This is a genomic window from Mesorhizobium sp. B2-3-5 (genome assembly GCF_006442395.1).
Lineage (GTDB): Bacteria > Pseudomonadota > Alphaproteobacteria > Rhizobiales > Rhizobiaceae > Mesorhizobium.
Genome location: NZ_VFVX01000005.1, coordinates 170,007 through 188,269 on the forward strand (window position 1 = coordinate 170,007; position 18,263 = coordinate 188,269).

An 18,263-nucleotide genomic window follows, 5' to 3' on the forward strand; every position below is an offset into this window, starting at 1 on the left:
ACCCCGTTCGGCTTTGTGTTATAAGACCGGTCTCGGCAAAGCCCGGAATGGCCGCTCCGCGAGGTTGTTACCTGGCGAGGAAATCGGTGATCAGCTTGACGGTGGCGTCGGGGTTTTCCTCCATGATCCAATGGCCGGAGGCAGGTACGGTGGCTCCAGTCACATCGCTGGCGACGAAGCGCAGAATGTCGGCCTGTGCCGTGCCGGCCGATTTCTCGGCGCCGGCCGCCAGCACCGGCATGGCCAGCTTGCCGCCGCCGGCCAGCATCGCCTGGTTGTCGATGGCGTCCTGGTCGAATGCCTTGAACTGTTCGAACGCGTCATGCATGGCGTGCGGCCGGGCATAGAGTTTCGCGTAGTGGACGCGCGTCGCCTCGTCGATCTTTTTCGGGTCGGCCGACAGTTCGTTGTAGAAGCGGTCGAGATAGATGCGCTCGCGGCCCTTGACCAGCCGTTCCATGTCGGGGCCGCGGAAATTGAAATGCCACAAAAGCGGGCTTTGCTTGATCTTGTCCCAGTCGCCAATGCCCGGCAGTGGTGCGTCGATGACGACCCATTTGGTGATGCGCTTCGGATATTGCGCGGCCAGCGCATAGCCGACCATGTTGCCGATGTCGTGCGTCACCAGATCGGCCTTGTCGATCTTCAGCGCATCCATCACGCCGGCGATGTCGACCGCCTGGTTTTTCTTGGTATAGCCGCCGTCGGGATGCGCCGAAAGGCCCATGCCGCGCAGGTCGGGCACGATCACTGTGTGGTCTTTCATCAACTTTATCGCTGCCGCTCCCCACATGTCTCCCGTATCGGCAAAGCCGTGCAGCAGCACGACCGCCGGGCCTTTTCCGCCAACCCGCACATGCAGGCTGGTGCCGTTGGTCTCGATCGTCTGCGTCTTGAAACCGGCCGGAAAAGGGACCACGCGGGCTGAAGCTGGAACGCTCATTGCCAACAGACCAAGGACGATGACCAAAGGACGAAACATACCATACTCCCGCCGAGATTTTGTTTGGGGCCGCCATATCGCGGCCTCGCCAACTATGACACCATGTCCTTGATTTCGTTAGGCGACGGTCGCCTGATTGTGAATTCGGGAAAGCCGAACAATGCTGAAGCTCGAATCCGCCGCCGCCTTTGTCGCCGTCGCGGAATCCGGTTCGATCACCGAAGCGGCCCGGCGCATGGCGCTGTCGAAATCAGTTGTCAGCGAGCGGTTGTCGGAGCTTGAGCGCAGCCTCGGCACGAAGCTGCTGGACCGCACGACGCGCAAGCTATCCATCACCGAGACAGGGCGAAGTTTCTACGAACGCGCCAAGCGCATCATGCAGGAGGTGGCCGATGCCAGCGCTGAAATCGCGGAGCGCCGCGGCGAACTTGCCGGGCCGCTCAGAATAGCGGCTCCAACCAGTTTCGGCATCCTGCATCTCGGCCCGGCGCTGTATGGCTTCCTGGCGAAGCATCCGGGGATCGAACTGACGCTCGATCTCGATGACCGCTTCGTCAGCATAGTGGCCGATGGCTATGACGCCATTTTGCGTCACGGGCCGGTCGTCGAGGACGGACCTGTCATCGTCAAGAAACTGGCTTCCAGCCGCCGCTTCCTGGTGGCTTCGCCGGACTATCTCGAGCGGTTCGGACGGCCCGGGACGATCGAGGACCTGAAACGGCACAAGGGCATCATCTATTCCATCAGGGGTGCCGCCGACTGGCGGTTCAAAATTTCGCGGCGGCTGGTGACGATCCGCCCGGAAACCGCGCTGCGCGTCAATAATGGGATTTTGATGCGCGATGCCGCGCTTGCCGGCCTCGGCCTGGCGCTGCTTCCCGCATACTTCATCCAGGCGGAGCTTGCCGACAACCGACTGGCTGTCGTCGATGTCGGTGCCGAGCCGGAAGGAGCCACCATCTACATCGCCTGTCCCGAGGACCGGCGCGGGTCCGCCAAACTGCGCGCGCTCACCGCATGGCTGCGCGATATCTTTGGCGATCCGCCCTATTGGGAGGCGTGAGCCAGCACTCACTTGGCATCATGAAAAATGATGCCGACCGTGTGGCGCATGCCTGAGCGCAGGCGGCTGACGCCGTGGCGCAGATTGACGCGGTAATTGCCCTTGGTCCCCTGCACCGGCCGGTTGTGGACGGCGAAGGCGACGGCGTCGCCCTGCCGCAGCGGCACCACCTCGACCCGGCTCTGCATGCGCGGCCGCTGCTCGGTCAGCGCGAACTCGCCGCCGGTGAAATCCTTGCCCGGCTCCGAAAGCAGGATCGCGACCTGCAGCGGAAAGGCAAGATCGCCGTAGAGGTCCTGGTGCAGGCAATTGAAGTCGCCAGGCACATATTGCAGCAGAAGCGGCGTCGGCCTGACCTGTCCGGCGGCATGGCACTCGTCGAGAAACTCGGCATGCGTCGCGGGATAGCGCATGGCGATCCCCATGCGCTCGTTCCACCGGTTGGCGACTTCGGCCAGCCTTGGGTAGAGTGCGGTGCGCAGGCCGCCGATCAGGTCCGGCAGGGGATAGCGGAAGTAGCGGTATTCGCCCTTGCCGAAACCGTGCCTGGCCATGTGGATGTGACTGCGGAAATGTTCTTCCCGCGGATAGAGGCCGGCGATCTGCCGGCACTCCTGCGGCGACAGCAGCTTTTCCATAACCGCGCAGCCGAAACCGTCGAGTTCGGCGGCCAAGGCCGGCCAGTCGTAGCCGGCGATGCGTGTCTGCGCCGCTTCGACCGCGGCTGTGGCAACCTTGGCGTGGGCGTTCATATCGCGGCCTCCCTGTCGAGCAAAGCGCGCTTGCGCTCGACGCCCCAGCGGTAGCCGGACAGCGTGCCGTCGGCGCGCAGGACGCGGTGGCAGGGAATGCCGAGCGCGATCGCGTTGGCGGCGCAGGCCGTCGCCACGGCGCGGGCGCCATCGGGCAGGCCGAGACGCCGGGCGAGGGCCGTATAGGTGATGGTGGCGCCGCACGGGATGGTGCGCAGCACCCCCCACACCCTTTGCTGGAAAGGCGTGCCGTGGCGCATGTCGAGCGGCAGGTCGAGGCCGGCGGCCGGCGTCTCGACGAAGCGCGCTATTGCCGCGAGATCGTCGTGCAGGGCGGCTCCGTCCTCGGCCAGCACCCTGCCGGGGAAGCGGTCGGCAAGGTCCTGCTCCAAGGTTTCGGTGTCGGAGCCGATCAGGATGGCGCAGACGCCGACGGGGCTGCGCGCCGCCAGGATCCTGCCGATCGCGGATTGGCCGATGGCATAGATGATGGTGTCGAGGGTGGCGGCGTTAAAGGGTGCCGCCGGCATGTTGGTTTGCATGAGGTTCATTGCCTTCACTCCTTCTGTGTGGCTGACCCTAGACATCTGCTTTGCGTCCCTCACTCCGATGCTTGCTTTCAAATTCGAATCTCGGGGTCTGAGGACGAGTGGTGAGTGCATTCACGCGACACGCGTGACGGCGACTTCGCCGAGCACGAAAACCTCGCCTGACAGCAGCCGCAATTCGGTCTCGCCTTTCGGCCCGTGGCGGAACTCGGCCTTGCCGGCATCGACAAGCTCGCCGATGGCGGCCAACACCTGTGATTTCGCTTCCTCGCGGCCAACGGCAGCGCTGCCGGGAGGCTGGATATTCGCACCGGCGGTGGAAGACCTTGCCATCGTGCGCATCGCCGGTCGTCAGCCCCGCGAAGACCGGCGGGCGTTGTCGGCTGCCTTCGCCGAGCCGCCGGCCTCCCGCTCAAGCAGCACGCGTTTGCGCTCGGCGCCCCAGGCGTAGCCTGACAGGGCGCCGTCCTTGCGGATCACGCGATGGCAAGGAATGGCTATGGCATGCGCGTTGGCGGCGCAGGCGGCCGCGATGGCACGGGTCGCTTTCGGCACACCGATGCGCTGTGCCATCTCGGCGTAGGAGACGGTGCCGCCGACCGGGATTTCCCGCAAGGCCTGCCAGACGCGCTGCTGGAAGGCGGTGCCGCGCACGTCGAGCGGCAGATGGATACCGAGCCTCGGTGCCTCGACGAAACCGACGACGCGGGCGACCAGCGCCTCGTAGTCACGGTCGCCGCCGATCAGCCGTGCCTTGGGGAAACGGTCCTGCAGGTCGCGCACCAGCGCGTCCGGGTCGTCGCCGAGCAGGATCGCGGCGACGCCCTTTTTGCTCGACGCGACCAGGATGGCGCCGAGCGAGGATTCGCCGACGGCGAAGCGGATGTCTTCGTTGGCGCCGCCGGCACGGTAGCGCGTCGGCGTCATGCCGAGCATGCCGGTCGATTTCTCGTAGAAGCGCCCGCTCGAATTGAAACCGGCATCGTAGATCGCGGTTGTCACGCTGACGCCGTCCTCCAGGCTTTGGCGGACCCGGGCGGCACGGTGCGCGGCGGCATAGTCCTTCGGCGTCAGTCCGGTGATCGCCCTGAAGACGCGATGGAAGTAGCCGGGGCTGCGGCCGGCCGCTACCGCCAGCTGGTCAAGCGAGGGTTCTTCCTCGCTGTCCTCGATCATGCGGCAGGCCCTGGCGACCATCGCGGCGTTGCCGGCATCGATCGACGGGCCATCCGGGTTGCAGCGGCGGCAGGGGCGAAAACCGGTCGCCTTGGCCTGAGCCAGCGTGTCGTGCAGCTGCACATTCGTGGGGTTGGCACGCCGCGACGGACAGGAGGGCCGGCAATAGACGCCGGTCGTCGCCACGGAATACCAGAAGTCTCCGTCGGCCGATTTGTCGCGCGCCACGACGCGCGCCCAGCGCGGATCTTCGGCCACCGGCAACGGCGCGGATTTCAGCTCTCTTTGAAGCGTGATGAACATGGCGCCATTGAAGCCGCCAAGGGCCGGCTCCGCCACCCGTTTCCTGCCAAGTGTCGGGAGGACTCGCGCCTGTTTTTCCCGATTTGGAAATCCCCTTATGACGAGATTGATGCCGAGAGGGTGTGGTGGAAAATATTCGACCCATTAAGACCCAAGCCGATTACGAGTGGGCAATCGCCGAAATAACCAGCTATTTCGAGAACGGGCCGGAGGTCGGCTCTCTCGATGGTGACCGCTTCGATGTTCTCGCAATCCTGATCGAGGCTTATGAGCATAAGCACTACCCGATCTGAGGTGCTGCACAGAAAGCGCGCCTAAGCCGTCCCGGATCGACAGGGCAACGGCAAATATTCTTTCGTTTTTCGCCGCCTATGCCGCCCGCTTGGGCTCCACCGCGAACGGGCTTAGCCCGAGCCATGCCTGCATTTTCCTGCCGATCGCCTGGTCGCCGGTCAGGGCAACCTTCCCGCCGGCCTTCTCGACGGTGAGCAGCCCCATCCAGATCGCCGTCATCGTGTGCAGGTCCGTGGAGACATAGAGGTCGACCTCGAAACCCGGATCGTACCAGCACAGATCGACCTCCCCATGCTTCTCGACGATCAGCCACCACGAGCGTTTGGATGCCGGGAGTTCCTGATACAGGAATTGTATCACCGTGCGCCCCTCGGGCAGCGGCGAGGGGTTCAGGTTGCGCCGCATGTCCCACATCAGCAGCGACGGATCGAGGTTCTTGAGCGACAGCCGGGACTCCACCCATTTCTGCCCCCAGAACCCCATCGCCTCGACGACCGGGCGCAAATCCCGGCCGGCTTCGGTCAGCCGATAATCGAAAATTCCCTTCTCGCCCTGGACCTCCTTGCGCTCGACGATGCCGGCGAGTTCAAGCTCTTTCAGCCGTTGCGACAGAAGGGTTGGCGACATTTTGGGGACGCCGCGGCGCAGATCGTTGAAACGGGTGGAACCCGCCACCAGTTCGCGCATCAGCACCATCGTCCAGCGAGTGCACAGCACCTCGGCGGCCATCGATAGCGGGCAGAACTGCTTGTATCCGTGCTGGGCCATGGCTGACGTCCCTCCCTCGATCTGGGCGGAACATTAGGCTTTCATGAACGAAGCGGCCAGTACGGAAACTGTACTGGCACGGTACAGATCGCGGACTGGTTGGCGCGGGCCCTGTCATGCGAGCCCTTTGGCCGGTTGCACGGGATCCCCCTGTGCACCGCAACCAGGAGACTAATCATGACCGCATACGTCATTGCAGACATCAAGGTGAAGGACCCGAAGTGGGTGCCGGCCTACGCCGCCTCGGTGCACGACCTCGTCCACAAGCATGGCGGCAGATATCTGTCGCGCAGCGGCAATGTGAAGACGCTCGAAGGCAAGCCGCTCGACACCACGCTGATCGCGCTGATGGCCTTCCCGTCGGAAGCGGCGGCACGCGCCTTCGCCAACGATCCTGCCTATGCGCCCTTCGTCTCGGCGCGTCAGGACGGCAGCGACAGCCGCTTCCAACTGATCGACAACACCGATCTGGCTGGAACGATCCCGTATCTGCCGAAGGGATGATCCTTCCCGGTATTTCTTGCACCCTATCCGGGATCACCAAGCAACAACAGCCACAGCGCTTGCCTGTCGGGCCTCCGTATTTCCGGAGGCCGGCCCGCTGTGCATTTTCAAGAAGAATGGAATGAGTATGACAATGAACTTTCGCAACAGGCTCTTCATGGCCGCGGCCGTGCTGTGCGCCTGCACCGGCATCGCGCGGTCGCATCAGCAGGCGGCTGAAGCCGCGTCCGGTCCCAATCCGCTGGCCGACAAGGTGCGGGCCGCGAACAGCCGGTTTCTTGACGTCAGGGCGGCTACGGCCGAGGGCTACGCGCCCATTCCCTGCGCCAGCGGCATCACCGGCGGCGCCATGGGCATCCACTACGTCAACGGCCAGTATCTGAAGGACGACAAGATCGACATCGCCCGTCCTGAAGCGGTGATGTACGAGCCGATGGCCGACGGCACGCTGAAGCTGGTGGCTGTCGAATACATCACCTCCAAGGGGCCGGCGTCGCTGGAGGGACAGCTGTTCAACTTCAACAGCGCGCCCAACCGCTATGGCCTGGGTGAATTCTACGAACTGCATGTCTGGGCCTGGAAAGGCAACCCGACCGGCACCTTCGCCGACATGAACCCGAAAGTGTCGTGCGAACACGCGATGGCGCCAAGCCAGTAAGCCGGCAGGGCCGGGCGGCGCCAATGCCGCCTGGCCATTTCCCGAGCTTCCGCCGGTCGTCTCGGCATCATCGATGCTTGTGAAGCACGGCGTGCTTCGCTGCCCGGCGATGTCAGCGGCGCCCGGTCATTGTGGCGCAGGATCGGGAACCGGCAGTCCTATCTCCAGCCTGTCCTGGTTCACTTGCGGCAGAACGAAACGCCCGGTCAGGTACCAGAGCATGGACACGACCAGGATCGAGAGATAGCCATCCACGGCATAATGCCAGCCGGTGTAGACCGAGCCGAACAGGATGAGTGCCGCAAAGCACCAGCCGGCGACGGCCCAGCGGCGGCCGAAACCGCTGAGGAAGAAGGCGTTGAGCGTGGCGATGGCGACATGCATGCTCGGCATGGCGGAGATGCCGCCGCCCAGTTCCGGACGGCCGCTTTCGTAGGTTTGAAGCAGGTAATTGGCATAGGCATGGACCGATGCGGCGTGGGCATCCCCCGCCAGGGCGATTTGCAACCCGGCAAACCGATCACCACCATAGAACTCGTCATAGAATATGGGACCTGTCGACGACAAAACAGTCGCCAGCACCGTGCCGCACAGGGTGATGGTCAGCGCGAACGCCCAGAGATAACGCAGACGCCTGACCGGGCTGTTCCAGAAGGCGACGAACAGCAAGGTGCCGAACCACTGCACGAGCCAGCCATAGCCGTAGGCGGCGTAAATGATGGCCGAAACCGGTTCGGGAACGACGCTGTGCGCCCATGCCCAGGGATCCGTGCCGTGCAGCCGGAAATCCAGCTCCGCCAGCATGCGGTCCGCATAGAATGGAATGACCTGCGGGATCGTCACCTTCAAGGTGGTGAAGGCGGTGATGCCGAGAAAGAACAGGACGACCACGGGCGTGGCAGCCTGCCAACGCTGCCTGAGCGTGTCGAGCATGAACCTGGTCGGGTTGTGCCTGGAAAATGTCAAGGCCAGCAGCCCGAGGCCCGCCGCAAGAAGCATGGGCAGGAAGAAGACGAACGGCCTGGCGTAGGATTCCGACAGCCGCAGGTACTGATCCGGATGAAGGCAAAGCGCCGTCAGAACATAGGCCAGACACAAGGCCGTCAACAGCCAGCCGCTGCTGGTTGCCGCGATATCCAGGCCAAGGAGAAGGACACCGGAGCGACGATCCTCGCCCCTCCGCCCGGTCTGCACGCTCATCGAAAGACATCCCGCCAGCCGCTTAAACACCCGATCACTATTCTGCATACCATGTATTACCGGTTTCTTACACTTCGCTCGAAGTAAATCGTCGAAATATTATATTTTATAATACCTTGTTTGTTTGCAAGGATTTGTTGACCAAGATGCGCCGCGTCCGCTTCACCTGGGAAGGCGGGCCGCCGCCGCGAAGGCGATGGCCCCATCGATCAGGCGGGCTTGATGAGGCCGAGTTGGGTGAGGGCGGCGACGCCGTCGTCGAGGCCGATTTCCTCGACGATCCTGCCGTCGATCACCTTCAGCACGGTGGTGCCGGTGAAACGCATGGCGCGGCCGGTGGCGGCGGGCAGCGAGCCGGCGAGGAAATCGCCGAAGGCCGGGCCGGTATGCGTACCGCCGCCCTCCCACTGGCCGACAACATAATCGCCCTCGGCGATGAGATCGGCGGTCGCCCAGAAGTTCAGGTCCGGGAAGGCGGCGCGGAAATCGGTCATGAAGGCCTTGATGTCGTCGCGGCCCCGGCGCGGCTCATGCAAGGAATATTTGAGCAGCATGTCGGGTGCCGCGATGTCGTCGACGACGGAGAGATCGCAGGTTTCACCCCAGAAGTCGGTGAACCAGCGGACGACGACCGCCTTGTTGTCTTCCTGTTTGGTCATTGCGAGGGTCCTCTTTGTTGCTTGGCTGGGATCGGCGGGCTTGGCCGACGACCCGGGACAAGCGATAGGAGCATCCCGGATCCGCAAAACTCCGGTTCTTGCCCGCCAATCGAAAGCCGATGGCGGCGGCCGGCGGAGGGCGAGGCGCCCATTTCCATCTCCCGCGAGGCCGAGTAACGCTTTCTTCTCTGGTTCTGCGGCAGATTGTCCGATGGTGGGGGCGGACGAAGCAGGACATGGCGCGTCAGGGCAAGAAAAATCGCAACGGACTATTCTGGGCCAAGGCGCTGGAGCGCGCCGATCTTGGCGTCTGGGACTGGGATCTTCGCGCCGGCGACTGCTTCTATTCGGCGACCTGGGCGCGCATGCTCGGCTATGACGAGGGCGAACTGGCCAACACCAGCGACCTGTGGCTGCAACTCACCCATCCCGACGACCGCGAGCGGGCGCTGGCCAGCGGTGACCGCCACATTGCCGGGCTGACCGACGCCATCGAGACCGAACTCAGGCTGAAGCACAAGCAGGGCCATTGGGTGTGGGTGCTCGACCGCGGCGGCATCGTCGAGCGCGGCGCGGACGGGCAGCCGCTGCGGCTGATGGGCGTGCAGACCGACATCTCGAAGCAGAAAGCGGCCGAAGCCGCGCTCGAACAGGTCAATGTGCGCTTCCGCCTGGCGCTCGCCGCCAGCGGCACCGGCATCTGGCACTTCGACATCGCTACCAACAAGAGCTATTGGGACGCCCGCACCAGGGACATATTCGGCCTTGTCGCCGATACCGACGAGGTGCCGGGCGCCCTCTGGCACAGCTATCTGCACCCCGACGACAAGGAAGCCACCGAGCGCGCCCACCGGGCACCGGTCGAAACGGACGGCGTCATCGCCAATCAATACCGCATCATCAGGCGCGACGGTGAGATCCGTCATATCGAATCGCTGGTGCGGTTCATTGCCGCCGCGGGTGCCGCCGGCCAGATCCTCGGCACGGTGCGCGACATCACCGAGGACAAGCTGCGCGAACAGGAGCTTGCCTTCGCCGCCCGTCACGACGCGCTGACCGGCCTGTGGAACCGCGCCGCCTTCGACAGGCTGCTCGCCGACAACATCGCCTCGGGCGTGCCGCTGGCGGTGTTTTATGTCGATCTCGACTACTTCAAGGCGCTCAACGACTTCGCTGGCCACGCGGCTGGTGATCTGGCGCTGAAGAGCGTCGCGGCGGGCATTGGCCGCTGCTTGCCGCCCTCGGCGCATGCGGCGCGGCTCGGCGGCGACGAGTTTGCCTTGCTGGTGCCCAATTGCGACGCGGCGCAAGCCGAACCATTGGCCGTCGCCATCCTGGCGGCCGTGCGCGGCGCCGATCTCGGTCTTGCCGCGACCTCGCGGCGGCTCGCGGCAAGCATCGGCATTGCCATCGTCGACGATCGGGCCACCACGGTGGCCGACGCGCTGGCCTGCGCCGACGACGCTTGCTACGCGGCCAAGGCCGCGGGGCGCGATCGCTTCGCGGTGTTTTCGGCCGAGGCGGCCTCGGGCGGCCTCAACGCGGCGCGGCTCGCCGCCGACACGGTCGACGCCATGGATGACGGCCGGCTGAAACTGTTCGGCCAGGAGATCCACCGGCTGGGCCGGCCCTGGCAGGAAAGCCGCCATGTCGAGGTGCTGGCGCGGCTGGCCGGGCGCGGCGGCAAGCTCATTCCACCCAGTGAATTCATCCCGGCGGCCGAGCGCTTCGGCATTGCCGCCAGGCTCGATCGCTGGATCATCCGCACGGCGCTCTCGCTGCATGGCGCGGCGATGAAGTCCGGCGCGATCACGCTCGGCTTCAACCTGTCGGCGCAGACGCTGAGCGACCCCGGTCTGTGGGACTTCGTCGACAGCATCATCGAGGAAACCGGCGCGCCGCATTCCGGCATCGGCTTCGAGATCACCGAAACCGCGGCCGTCACCAATTTCGACGCCGCCGAGGCGTTCGTGCGCAAGGCGCGCGAGCGGCGATGCCGGGTCAGCCTCGACGATTTCGGCGCCGGCATGAGCTCGTTCGAGTATCTCAGGCGTTTTCCGGTCGATGCCATCAAGATCGACGGCTCCTTCATCGAGCATATCGCCGAGAGCCGCTTCGACCGCGAGATCGTCTCGGCCATAGCGGGCATTGCCCGCAGCGTCGGCTGCGGCGTCGTGGCCGAGAAGATCGAGCAACCGGAGACGCTCGACGTCCTGCAGGCCATGGGGGTCGATTTCGGCCAGGGGTTCCTGCTGCACCGGCCTGAACCGCTGGAGCAGATCGTTATCCGCGCGACCAGGCCGGCAAGCGGAGCGCCCGTCCGCAAGGCGTCATGATCGTAAGGGTTGCCGCACGGTCGTTTGCGGTAACTCCAGCACGCCAGCCTCGGGCCGCTTGTGCTGGGCTTCAGCCACCATCTCGATCAGCAGGTCGAGGGCCTCGCATGCCGAGCGGCTCGTCCCGTCATTGCCGCGCAGATAGTGGTAGGCGCGTTCGAGATGGATACGGGCGGCCGGAAAATCGCTGGTCAATGGTTCCTCCATTACCTCGCCCTAATATACCTTGCCCCAACTGGTGGAACGCGGGGTAAATATCCACAGACGGTTTTTATTCAAATGCGGGAGCGCTTTGGGAGGGCACGGCAGCTTCGGCGGTAAGCTGTCAGGAGTGACATTGCCCGACTCTTTGCGACCGCTTCATGCACGGCTAGACTGCGGCTCTTGCTGCCCGAGGTGGTGCCCATGATCGTCCAGGCCTGCATCAACGGCGCGCGTCCGCGTGACTTCCATCCGGCGCTGCCGCTGACGGCGCGGGCGATGGCCAGCGACGCCGCGGCCTGCGTTGCCGCCGGTGCGGCCGAACTGCACATCCATCCGCGCGGCGGCGACGGGCGCGAAAGCCTGGCCGCCGTCGACGCGACGGTTCTTGCGGTGCGCGGCGCCTGTCCCGGCACGCTTATAGGTGTGTCGACCGGCGCCTGGATCGAGAACGACGTCGCGCGCACCCGCGAGGCGATCGCCGGCTGGCGCGAACTGCCCGATTATGCCTCGGTCAATCTGTCGGAGGCCGACGCGCCGGCCGTGATGGAGCTGTTGCGCCAACGCGGTGTCGGTATCGAGGCGGGGCTTGCCACGACAATCGATGCGGAACGGTTTGTGGCGCTTGCGGGCCACAGCCGGGTGCTGCGCATCCTGATCGAGATCGACATGCAGGACCTGGCGGCGGCGCTCGCCGAAGCACACGCCATCGCGGCCGTGCTCGAGCGCGCCGAAGTGCGGCGGCCGATCCTGCTGCATGGCGCCGATGCCACGGTCTGGCCGTTCGTCGAGCTTGCGCGCCGGAAGCGCTGGTCGACGCGCGTCGGGCTGGAGGACGGCAAGACCCTGGCAGATGGATCGGTGGCGAAGGACAATGCGGAGATCGTTGCTGCTGCGGTGGCGATGTTTCGCGGCGGAGTTGAAGACCGGTAGCCTGAGACTCGCCTCGGCTATCGCGACGTGGCGGCCGCCGGCGAACACGGGGGCCGTCGCCGCCACGCCGCGGGCGGGCGACCGGCGCGGGGCGCGGCACAAAATTAATTGGATGTAACTTGAGGAACAATTGAAATGAGGGCACGTTCAGGGTGGGGTGCGGGAGGAACGTGTCCAACTGTTTCGGAGCTCTCGCATGTCGCTGTCCGGCACGACAACCCGCTACGGAGGCCTCGCCCAGGCATTGCACTGGCTGACGGCATTACTGGTGCTCATTGCCTTCCTGGTCTCGGCTGGTGGCCCCCCGGAGCGCGTCTACTCAGCGGCCAGGGCGTCGACGCTGCAGCTGCACGAGTCGCTCGGCTTCGCCGTTTTCTGTCTGCTGGTCATTCGCCTGGTCTGGCGCGTGTTCGACCGTATTCCCGAAGCCCCGGCCATGCCCACCTGGATAGAGGTTACCTCGAAGGCAACGCACTGGGCGCTCTACGCGCTGTTGTTCGCGGTCCCGGCGACCGCCATGCTCGGTGCATGGTTCGACGGCCACCCGGTGACGGTCTACGGCCTGGGAGCGATCGGTCCGTTTTCCGGCACCTGGGGCGCTCCGCTGGCGGAGATCCATGGCACGCTTGGCGATATCATCATGTGGCTCGCCGGCCTGCACGCGGCCGCGGCCATCTTCCATCACGTCTTCCTGCGCGATCGCGTGCTGAGCCAGATGGTGCCGGGCCTGCCCGATCCATCGTCCGGGCAGAAGTGGCTGAACGCGGTCAATCGAGAATGATCCGGATCGCCTGATCGACCACGGGGTGCATGCCGCTCGCCTGGAAGGAGAGGCGGTTGCCGGAGCCGACATTGCTGGTCATGGCGATGGTGAGGCCTGACGCGGGATCGTGCAGCATGACGGCGACGTAGCCGGGAATGCTGCCCTGGTGGCCGTAGAAGGCGCGGTCGGCATAGGCGCTCTGGAACATGCCGGCGCCGGTCTCGCGCATGCGGGTGCCGGGGAAGCTTGCGGGAACGCGGTGTTCGAACATCTCCGCGAAGAAAGGCGGCGACAGCAGCCTGCCAGAGAACAGGCCGCGCATGAAACCCACCATGTCGGACGGCGTCGACACCATGTCGCCGCAGCCATAGGCGGCGGAGAACGGGAACGAGTCCGAAGAATCCTGCAAGTCATCCGAATAGGGAAGGACGCCGTCCATGCGCCACATCTCGCCGCCCGAGGCGATGTCGGTGGGCGCGTCCGGCGCCGGCGGCGGGCGGTGGTAGTAGCCTCGCACCATCAAGTTTTCCGGAAAGGCTTCGGTCGCCGGTGACCAGGTGTTGTCCAGGCCGAGCGGCTGCAGGACCGCGCTCCTGACGTAGGCGCCGAGCGACTGGCCGGAGACGGCCTCGATCACCATGCCGGCCAGGACATAGCCGGTGTTGTTGTAGACCGCCGGACCGCCAGGCGCCTTCTGCTTGTCGGAGGCGAAGGCGATATCGACCAGTTGCCCGGGCGTCCACCGCCGCCTCGGATCCATCGGAATGTAGTATTCGAATTCCGGCAGGCCGCTGCGATGGTTGATCAGCTGGCGCGCGGAAATGTCTTTCGCCCCCGGCAGGTCCGGGAACCAGGCGGAGATCGGCGCGCCGAGATCGAGCTTGCCGTCTTGAGCGAGCTTGATCAAAGCCGCGGCGACGAAGGTCTTCGTGCAACTGCCGATCTTGAACAGCTGGTTTGGCGCGACGGCGACATTGTGCTCCCGATCGGCGAGGCCGGCGGTGAGGGCGGTCGGCGCCGCGCCGTCGAGGGCGAAAGCCAGGGAGGCACCCACGGCGCCATCGGCGAGGTAGGTGTCAAGGAGGGCGGTCAGATTTTCACGCATGGTTCACCTTTCTTCCTTCTCCCCCTGTGGGAGAAGGTGGATCGGCGGGCAGCGCCGAGACGGTTGAGAGGTGCTGGACGGAGTGCGGGTGGTGCCAAGCTGGAACACCCCTCATCCGTCGCCTTCGGCGACACCTTCTCCCTGAGGGGGAGAAGGGGAGCCAGAACCTACTCCGCCATGTCGACGGCGGCGAAATTCTGCCGGCCGAAGGGGTCGAGCACGTAGTTGAGCACGCTCTTGCGGATCGGGATCGCCACCACCGAATGGGCGATCGGCGCCACCGGCACTTCTTCCTTGAGGATCGCCTGCGCCTTCTCGTAAATCGCGGCGCGCTCTTTCGGGTCGGCGGCGACGCGGCCTTCGTCGAGCAGTTTCTCGAAATCCTTGTCGCACCAGCGCGAGCGGTTGGAGCCGCCCTTCACGCCGTCGCAGGACAGGAGATAGCTCAGCATGTTGTCGGGATCGCCATTGTCGCTGCTGCCACCGAGCAGGAACGCGTCCTGTTCGCCCGCCGCGGTGCGCTTCAGATACTCGCCCCATTCGAAGCTGACGATCTCGGACTGGACACCGATTTTCGCCCAGTCGGACTGGATCATCTCGGCCATGCGCTTGGCGTTGGGATTGTAGGGGCGCGACACAGGCATCGCCCAGAGGCTGACCTTGAGGCCGCTCTCGTGGCCGGCTTCCTTCAGCAGTTTTTTGGCGCCGTCGGGATCATAGTCGATGCCGGCATCGGTGACGGCGCCGAGCTGCGCCGGCGGCACGACGCTGCCGGCCACGGTGCCGGCGCCGGCATAGACGGCCTCGACGATCGCCTTGCGGTCGATGGCCTTGGCCAGTGCGGTGCGCACGCGCTTGTCGCCCAGCGGCTGGTGTTCGACATTGAAGCCGAGGATGCCGATGTTCTGGCCCTTGAGGTCGAGCACCGTGATGTCGGGATCATTGCGCAGGTCGGCGACAGCGCTTGGCGGCGGCGGGGCGGCAACCTGGCATTCGTTGGCCTTGATGCGCTCGACGCGGGTTGTCGGCTCCGGCGTGATGGCGAAGACCAGTGTGTCGATCTTCGGCGCGCCGCGCCAGTAGTCCTGGTTGGCGGCGTAGCGGACCTGGCTGTCGGGCACATAGGCCTGAAGCACGAACGGCCCGGTGCCGACCGGCATGCTGTCGATCAGCTCCGGCGTGCCGGCCGCGACCATCTTCTGCGTCTGCTCCAGCGACAGAATGGAGAGATAGTCGAGCGCCAGCCCGGCCAGGAAGGTGACGTTGGGCGCGGTCAGCGTGAAGCGCACGGTATATTCGTCGACCTTGTCTATCTTGTCGATCAGCGTGCCCATGCCGAGTGCGTTGAAATACTCGTAAGCGCCGCCGCCGAGCTTGTGATAGGGATTGGCGGCATCGCGCTGGCGGTTGAACGTGTAGAGCACGTCGTCGGCGTTGAAGTCGCGCGTCGGCGTAAAGTGCTCGTTCGACTGGAACTTCACGCCGTGGCGAAGGTGGAAGGTGTAGGTCTTGCCGTCGGGCGAGACATCCCAGCTTTCGGCCAGCGCCGGCCCGACCTCGGTCGTGCCCGGCTTGAACTCGACCAGCCGATTGAAGATCGTCTTGGCGGCGGCGTCCATGGTGGAATCGGCGATGCCGATCGCCGGGTTGAAGGTCTCGGGATTTGCTTCGGAGCAATAGACGAGCGTCTTGGCATCGGCTTGCCCGGCAAGCATCGAGGCGGCCAGAACCGACGAGGCAAGAAGGACTGCGCGCAGAACGGTGGATTTCATCGCAAACGCTCCTGATGACACTTTACGGGTTGAGGGAAGGGCTTGAACTTCATGGGGTCGCCGCCGGAACAAGGAAGCGGTCGGGCGCCAGCGCGGCCGCGGTGACGCCAAGGGCCGTGACATCCCCCGGCAAGGGTTGGCCGCGCATCAGCGCCGAGCTCAGCCTCGCCAGCGTCAGCGATACCTGGAAGCCATAGCCGCCCTGGCCGCCGAGCCAGAAGAAGCCGGGCAGGCGCGGGTCGAAGCCGGCGACCGGCGTGCGGTCGGGCGCGAAGGTGCGCAGGCCCGCCCACGGCGTCGACGGGCGGCCGATGCGCATCGACGTCGCCTGCTCGATGCGGTCGACGGCGATGGCGACGTCGATGTCTTCAGGGTAGGCGTCGCAAGGCTCGCTATCGGTTTCATCGGCGAGCGAGCCGATCAGCCTGCCGGCGTCGGGCTTGAAGTAGAACTGCTCGTGCAGGTCGACCACCAGCGGCCAGCCGGATATGTCCATGCCGGCGGGCGGGTCGAACAGGAAGGCGGTGCGCCGTTTCGGCTGGAAACCGAGGCCGGAGAGCCCCGCCATGCCGGCGACGACATCGACCCAGGCGCCGGCGGCGTTGACGACGATCTCGGCCGTATAGACACCGGCATTCGTCTCCACCCGCAGGCCGCCGCCGTCGGGCGAGATGGCGCGGACCTCCTCGCCGGTGCGGATGATGCCGCCGCCGGCTTTCAGCGCCGAGGCGCTTGACCCCAGCATCTTGCCCGTGTCGACATCCACCGCGTCCGGCTCGTAGACGCCGCCGCAGGTGGCCTCGGCGGCAATGACCGGAACCAGCGCGTGGAGTTCGGCCGCCGACAGGCGGCGCACGCTTGGCACCAGCGCCTGTAATTCGCCGGCCAGCCTGTCGATGGCGTCGCCGTCGCCGCTCCAGCCGACATGCAGCGCGCCGCGCCGATGGGCGACGAAGCCGCCCTCGACTATTCGCTGCCGGCTGGCGAGCGTCAGCCCGCGCACGACCCGGTTGCCGTAGGTCTCGGTGAACAAAGCGGCGGAGCGGCCGCTGGCGTGGTAGCCGAGATGCGGCTCGCGCTCGATGACGGTAACATCGGCCCAGTCCGCCACCGCGGCAGCCACTGACAGGCCGGCGATGCCGCCGCCGATAACGACGATCTTTCTGCGAGAATTCGACTGCATCCACCAGTCGTAAAAATAATTTCGTATCCAGTCAATATTTAGCGTATAAGAAAATTGTTGGCATTGTTGATGGTGGCGGGGAGTTGGACTACCTAGGGTGAACAGGCGGCCTCGTGGCCGCGCCATGGAGCTGACAATGTCGGAGCAACCGAACCTCGGTGATTGTCTGCGCGCCTTGAGGAAAACGCATGGCTGGACCTTGCAGGAAGTCAGCGCGCTGACCGGCGTCGCGGTGTCGACGCTGTCCAAGGTCGAGAACGACCAGATGTCGCTCAGCTATGACAAGCTCTTGCAGATCTGCGAGGGGCTCGGCATCCATGTGACGGAGCTGCTCAGCGGCGACCGCAAGCAACCGGCGGCGCGCACCCGCCGCTCGGTGACGTCACAGTCCAACACGCTGCGCCAACTCACCCGCAACTACGACTACCGCTATCTCGCCACCGACCTGGTGCGCAAACGCATGGTGCCGATCCATGCCTATGCGCGCGCCCGCACGCCCGAAGAGTTCGGGCCGCTGACCCGGCATGCCGGCGAGGAATTCCTGATCGTGCTCAAGGGCGAGATCGAACTGCACACCGACCAGTATGCGCCGGTGCGGCTCAAGCAAGGCGAGAGCGTCTACATCGATTCCACCATGGGGCATGCCTACCTGTCGGTCAGTGAGGAGGACGCCGAAGTGTTGTGCGTTTGCTCCGGCGAAGAGCCGGACATGGAAGGCACGCTGCTGAGCGTGCTGGAGACGGTGGATGGGTAGGGGCTTCCTATTCGGGGGGGCGGCATTTTGGAATTCATACGGATGATGCGGCGGACAACGAATCGGCGCTATTATTTCGTCGGCGAACCGAATGGGGGTGGCTGTGCGAGAATTGCCCAGGAATGTCGATGCCGACGCAGTCATCGAAATCGGTCGCTACCTGGACGATCAGGGCAAGGTGGCACCCGTCTCGCTCTCGTGTGCAATCGAGGCCATTCGCAAGCTGGTACAGACCGGACTGACCGACTTCGAACTTGAAGAATTGATCCTCGAGAGCGCGGCGGCGCGTCATCTGGCCTTGCTGCTGGACACCGACAGCGGCCGGCGCTGACATTTCAGCGGAGGTGA

Annotated in this window: 21 protein-coding genes; 9 read left to right on the forward strand and 12 right to left on the reverse strand. The window is 65.1% G+C overall.

Features of this window, described 5'->3' with window-relative positions; all coding sequences use genetic code 11:
• Positions 1-67 precede the first annotated feature (67 nt).
• Positions 68-982 carry an alpha/beta hydrolase gene (locus FJ958_RS08635; protein WP_140741543.1) on the reverse strand — a complete coding sequence of 305 codons (915 nt, stop codon included), beginning with the start codon at positions 980-982 and terminating at the stop codon, positions 68-70.
• A gap of 121 nt (positions 983-1,103) precedes the next feature.
• Here FJ958_RS08635 and FJ958_RS08640 point away from each other — a divergent pair, with 121 nt between their 5' ends.
• Positions 1,104-2,006, forward strand: coding sequence for a LysR family transcriptional regulator (locus FJ958_RS08640; protein WP_140741545.1), 903 nt, complete (start codon positions 1,104-1,106; stop codon positions 2,004-2,006).
• 8 nt (positions 2,007-2,014) lie between these two features.
• Here the strand turns inward: FJ958_RS08640 and FJ958_RS08645 are convergent, their stop codons facing one another.
• From FJ958_RS08645 to ada, 4 genes are all read right to left on the reverse strand, one after another.
• On the reverse strand, positions 2,015-2,758 hold the full coding sequence (locus FJ958_RS08645; protein WP_140741547.1) for a 2OG-Fe(II) oxygenase: 744 nt from the start codon (positions 2,756-2,758) through the stop codon (positions 2,015-2,017).
• Positions 2,755-3,309, reverse strand: a complete 555-nt coding sequence (locus FJ958_RS08650) for a methylated-DNA--[protein]-cysteine S-methyltransferase (RefSeq protein WP_140741549.1) — start codon at positions 3,307-3,309, stop codon at positions 2,755-2,757. Before FJ958_RS08650 ends, FJ958_RS08645 begins: the two co-directional genes overlap by 4 nt.
• 111 nt (positions 3,310-3,420) lie before the next feature.
• Positions 3,421-3,639 (reverse strand): hypothetical protein, encoded by a 219-nt coding sequence (locus FJ958_RS08655; protein ID WP_246679551.1) that lies wholly within the window; start codon positions 3,637-3,639, stop codon positions 3,421-3,423.
• A gap of 18 nt (positions 3,640-3,657) precedes the next feature.
• Positions 3,658-4,785 carry a bifunctional DNA-binding transcriptional regulator/O6-methylguanine-DNA methyltransferase Ada gene (ada, locus tag FJ958_RS08660; RefSeq protein ID WP_181176342.1) on the reverse strand — a complete coding sequence of 376 codons (1,128 nt, stop codon included), beginning with the start codon at positions 4,783-4,785 and terminating at the stop codon, positions 3,658-3,660.
• Positions 4,786-4,910: 125 nt separating this feature from the next.
• On the opposite strand from ada, the gene FJ958_RS08665 reads away from it, so the two are divergent.
• Positions 4,911-5,078, forward strand: a complete 168-nt coding sequence (locus FJ958_RS08665) for a transcriptional regulator (protein WP_140741555.1) — start codon at positions 4,911-4,913, stop codon at positions 5,076-5,078.
• 76 nt (positions 5,079-5,154) lie between these two features.
• On the opposite strand, the gene FJ958_RS08670 is transcribed toward FJ958_RS08665, so the two are convergent.
• A complete protein-coding gene (locus tag FJ958_RS08670; RefSeq protein WP_140741557.1) occupies positions 5,155-5,847 on the reverse strand; it encodes a helix-turn-helix domain-containing protein in 693 nt (230 codons plus the stop codon).
• Positions 5,848-6,024: 177 nt separating this feature from the next.
• Here FJ958_RS08670 and FJ958_RS08675 point away from each other — a divergent pair, with 177 nt between their 5' ends.
• Both FJ958_RS08675 and FJ958_RS08680 read left to right on the forward strand, forming a co-directional pair.
• The gene (locus tag FJ958_RS08675; RefSeq protein ID WP_140612929.1) at positions 6,025-6,351 is read left to right on the forward strand and encodes a DUF1330 domain-containing protein; all 327 of its coding nucleotides are present in this window, start codon (positions 6,025-6,027) and stop codon (positions 6,349-6,351) included.
• A 121-nt stretch (positions 6,352-6,472) separates the two neighbouring features.
• A complete protein-coding gene (locus FJ958_RS08680; RefSeq protein WP_181176331.1) occupies positions 6,473-7,009 on the forward strand; it encodes a hypothetical protein in 537 nt (178 codons plus the stop codon).
• Between the two features lie 126 nt (positions 7,010-7,135).
• Here the strand turns inward: FJ958_RS08680 and FJ958_RS08685 are convergent, their stop codons facing one another.
• Both FJ958_RS08685 and FJ958_RS08690 read right to left on the reverse strand, forming a co-directional pair.
• Positions 7,136-8,209: a phosphatase PAP2 family protein gene (locus tag FJ958_RS08685; protein WP_140741559.1), complete on the reverse strand. Its 1,074-nt coding sequence runs from the start codon at positions 8,207-8,209 to the stop codon at positions 7,136-7,138.
• 209 nt (positions 8,210-8,418) lie between these two features.
• Complete coding sequence (locus FJ958_RS08690) at positions 8,419-8,868, reverse strand: ester cyclase (protein WP_140612927.1); 450 nt, start codon at positions 8,866-8,868, stop codon at positions 8,419-8,421.
• Positions 8,869-9,104: 236 nt separating this feature from the next.
• Here FJ958_RS08690 and FJ958_RS08695 point away from each other — a divergent pair, with 236 nt between their 5' ends.
• A complete protein-coding gene (locus FJ958_RS08695) occupies positions 9,105-11,204 on the forward strand; it encodes an EAL domain-containing protein (RefSeq protein WP_140741561.1) in 2,100 nt (699 codons plus the stop codon).
• On the opposite strand, the gene FJ958_RS08700 is transcribed toward FJ958_RS08695, so the two are convergent.
• A complete protein-coding gene (locus FJ958_RS08700; RefSeq protein ID WP_181176332.1) occupies positions 11,199-11,399 on the reverse strand; it encodes a hypothetical protein in 201 nt (66 codons plus the stop codon). The genes FJ958_RS08695 and FJ958_RS08700 overlap by 6 nt on opposite strands.
• Positions 11,400-11,609: 210 nt before the next feature.
• On the opposite strand from FJ958_RS08700, the gene FJ958_RS08705 reads away from it, so the two are divergent.
• Both FJ958_RS08705 and FJ958_RS08710 read left to right on the forward strand, forming a co-directional pair.
• A complete protein-coding gene (locus FJ958_RS08705) occupies positions 11,610-12,338 on the forward strand; it encodes a 3-keto-5-aminohexanoate cleavage protein (protein WP_140741565.1) in 729 nt (242 codons plus the stop codon).
• Positions 12,339-12,534: 196 nt separating this feature from the next.
• A complete protein-coding gene (locus tag FJ958_RS08710) occupies positions 12,535-13,119 on the forward strand; it encodes a cytochrome b (protein WP_140741567.1) in 585 nt (194 codons plus the stop codon).
• On the opposite strand, the gene FJ958_RS08715 is transcribed toward FJ958_RS08710, so the two are convergent.
• From FJ958_RS08715 to FJ958_RS08725, 3 genes are all read right to left on the reverse strand, one after another.
• Complete coding sequence (locus FJ958_RS08715; protein WP_140741569.1) at positions 13,106-14,206, reverse strand: serine hydrolase domain-containing protein; 1,101 nt, start codon at positions 14,204-14,206, stop codon at positions 13,106-13,108. The genes FJ958_RS08710 and FJ958_RS08715 overlap by 14 nt on opposite strands.
• A 167-nt stretch (positions 14,207-14,373) precedes the next feature.
• Positions 14,374-15,978 carry an ABC transporter substrate-binding protein gene (locus FJ958_RS08720; protein WP_140741571.1) on the reverse strand — a complete coding sequence of 535 codons (1,605 nt, stop codon included), beginning with the start codon at positions 15,976-15,978 and terminating at the stop codon, positions 14,374-14,376.
• A gap of 49 nt (positions 15,979-16,027) precedes the next feature.
• Positions 16,028-17,161, reverse strand: a complete 1,134-nt coding sequence (locus FJ958_RS08725; protein ID WP_140741573.1) for an FAD-binding oxidoreductase — start codon at positions 17,159-17,161, stop codon at positions 16,028-16,030.
• A gap of 136 nt (positions 17,162-17,297) precedes the next feature.
• Between FJ958_RS08725 and FJ958_RS08730 the strand changes: the two genes are divergently transcribed.
• Entirely contained in the window at positions 17,298-17,915 is a 618-nt protein-coding gene (locus tag FJ958_RS08730; RefSeq protein WP_140741575.1) for an XRE family transcriptional regulator, read from the forward strand.
• Positions 17,916-18,006: 91 nt separating this feature from the next.
• Complete coding sequence (locus FJ958_RS08735) at positions 18,007-18,246, forward strand: hypothetical protein (protein ID WP_140741577.1); 240 nt, start codon at positions 18,007-18,009, stop codon at positions 18,244-18,246.
• The last annotated feature ends 17 nt before the right edge of the window (positions 18,247-18,263 follow it).

Bases quoted from the DNA above. Each gene is read 5' to 3' on its own strand.
- FJ958_RS08635 (WP_140741543.1), bottom strand. From the start codon at position 982: ATGTTTCGTCCTTTGGTCATCGTCCTTGGTCTGTTGGCAATGAGCGTT.
- FJ958_RS08640 (WP_140741545.1), top strand. From the start codon at position 1,104: ATGCTGAAGCTCGAATCCGCCGCCGCCTTTGTCGCCGTCGCGGAATCC.
- FJ958_RS08645 (WP_140741547.1), bottom strand. From the start codon at position 2,758: ATGAACGCCCACGCCAAGGTTGCCACAGCCGCGGTCGAAGCGGCGCAG.
- FJ958_RS08650 (WP_140741549.1), bottom strand. From the start codon at position 3,309: ATGAACCTCATGCAAACCAACATGCCGGCGGCACCCTTTAACGCCGCC.
- FJ958_RS08655 (WP_246679551.1), bottom strand. From the start codon at position 3,639: ATGGCAAGGTCTTCCACCGCCGGTGCGAATATCCAGCCTCCCGGCAGC.
- ada (WP_181176342.1), bottom strand. From the start codon at position 4,785: ATGTTCATCACGCTTCAAAGAGAGCTGAAATCCGCGCCGTTGCCGGTG.
- FJ958_RS08670 (WP_140741557.1), bottom strand. From the start codon at position 5,847: ATGGCCCAGCACGGATACAAGCAGTTCTGCCCGCTATCGATGGCCGCC.
- FJ958_RS08675 (WP_140612929.1), top strand. From the start codon at position 6,025: ATGACCGCATACGTCATTGCAGACATCAAGGTGAAGGACCCGAAGTGG.
- FJ958_RS08680 (WP_181176331.1), top strand. From the start codon at position 6,473: ATGAGTATGACAATGAACTTTCGCAACAGGCTCTTCATGGCCGCGGCC.
- FJ958_RS08685 (WP_140741559.1), bottom strand. From the start codon at position 8,209: ATGAGCGTGCAGACCGGGCGGAGGGGCGAGGATCGTCGCTCCGGTGTC.
- FJ958_RS08690 (WP_140612927.1), bottom strand. From the start codon at position 8,868: ATGACCAAACAGGAAGACAACAAGGCGGTCGTCGTCCGCTGGTTCACC.
- FJ958_RS08695 (WP_140741561.1), top strand. From the start codon at position 9,105: ATGGCGCGTCAGGGCAAGAAAAATCGCAACGGACTATTCTGGGCCAAG.
- FJ958_RS08705 (WP_140741565.1), top strand. From the start codon at position 11,610: ATGATCGTCCAGGCCTGCATCAACGGCGCGCGTCCGCGTGACTTCCAT.
- FJ958_RS08710 (WP_140741567.1), top strand. From the start codon at position 12,535: ATGTCGCTGTCCGGCACGACAACCCGCTACGGAGGCCTCGCCCAGGCA.
- FJ958_RS08715 (WP_140741569.1), bottom strand. From the start codon at position 14,206: ATGCGTGAAAATCTGACCGCCCTCCTTGACACCTACCTCGCCGATGGC.
- FJ958_RS08720 (WP_140741571.1), bottom strand. From the start codon at position 15,978: ATGAAATCCACCGTTCTGCGCGCAGTCCTTCTTGCCTCGTCGGTTCTG.
- FJ958_RS08725 (WP_140741573.1), bottom strand. From the start codon at position 17,161: ATGCAGTCGAATTCTCGCAGAAAGATCGTCGTTATCGGCGGCGGCATC.
- FJ958_RS08730 (WP_140741575.1), top strand. From the start codon at position 17,298: ATGTCGGAGCAACCGAACCTCGGTGATTGTCTGCGCGCCTTGAGGAAA.
- FJ958_RS08735 (WP_140741577.1), top strand. From the start codon at position 18,007: ATGGGGGTGGCTGTGCGAGAATTGCCCAGGAATGTCGATGCCGACGCA.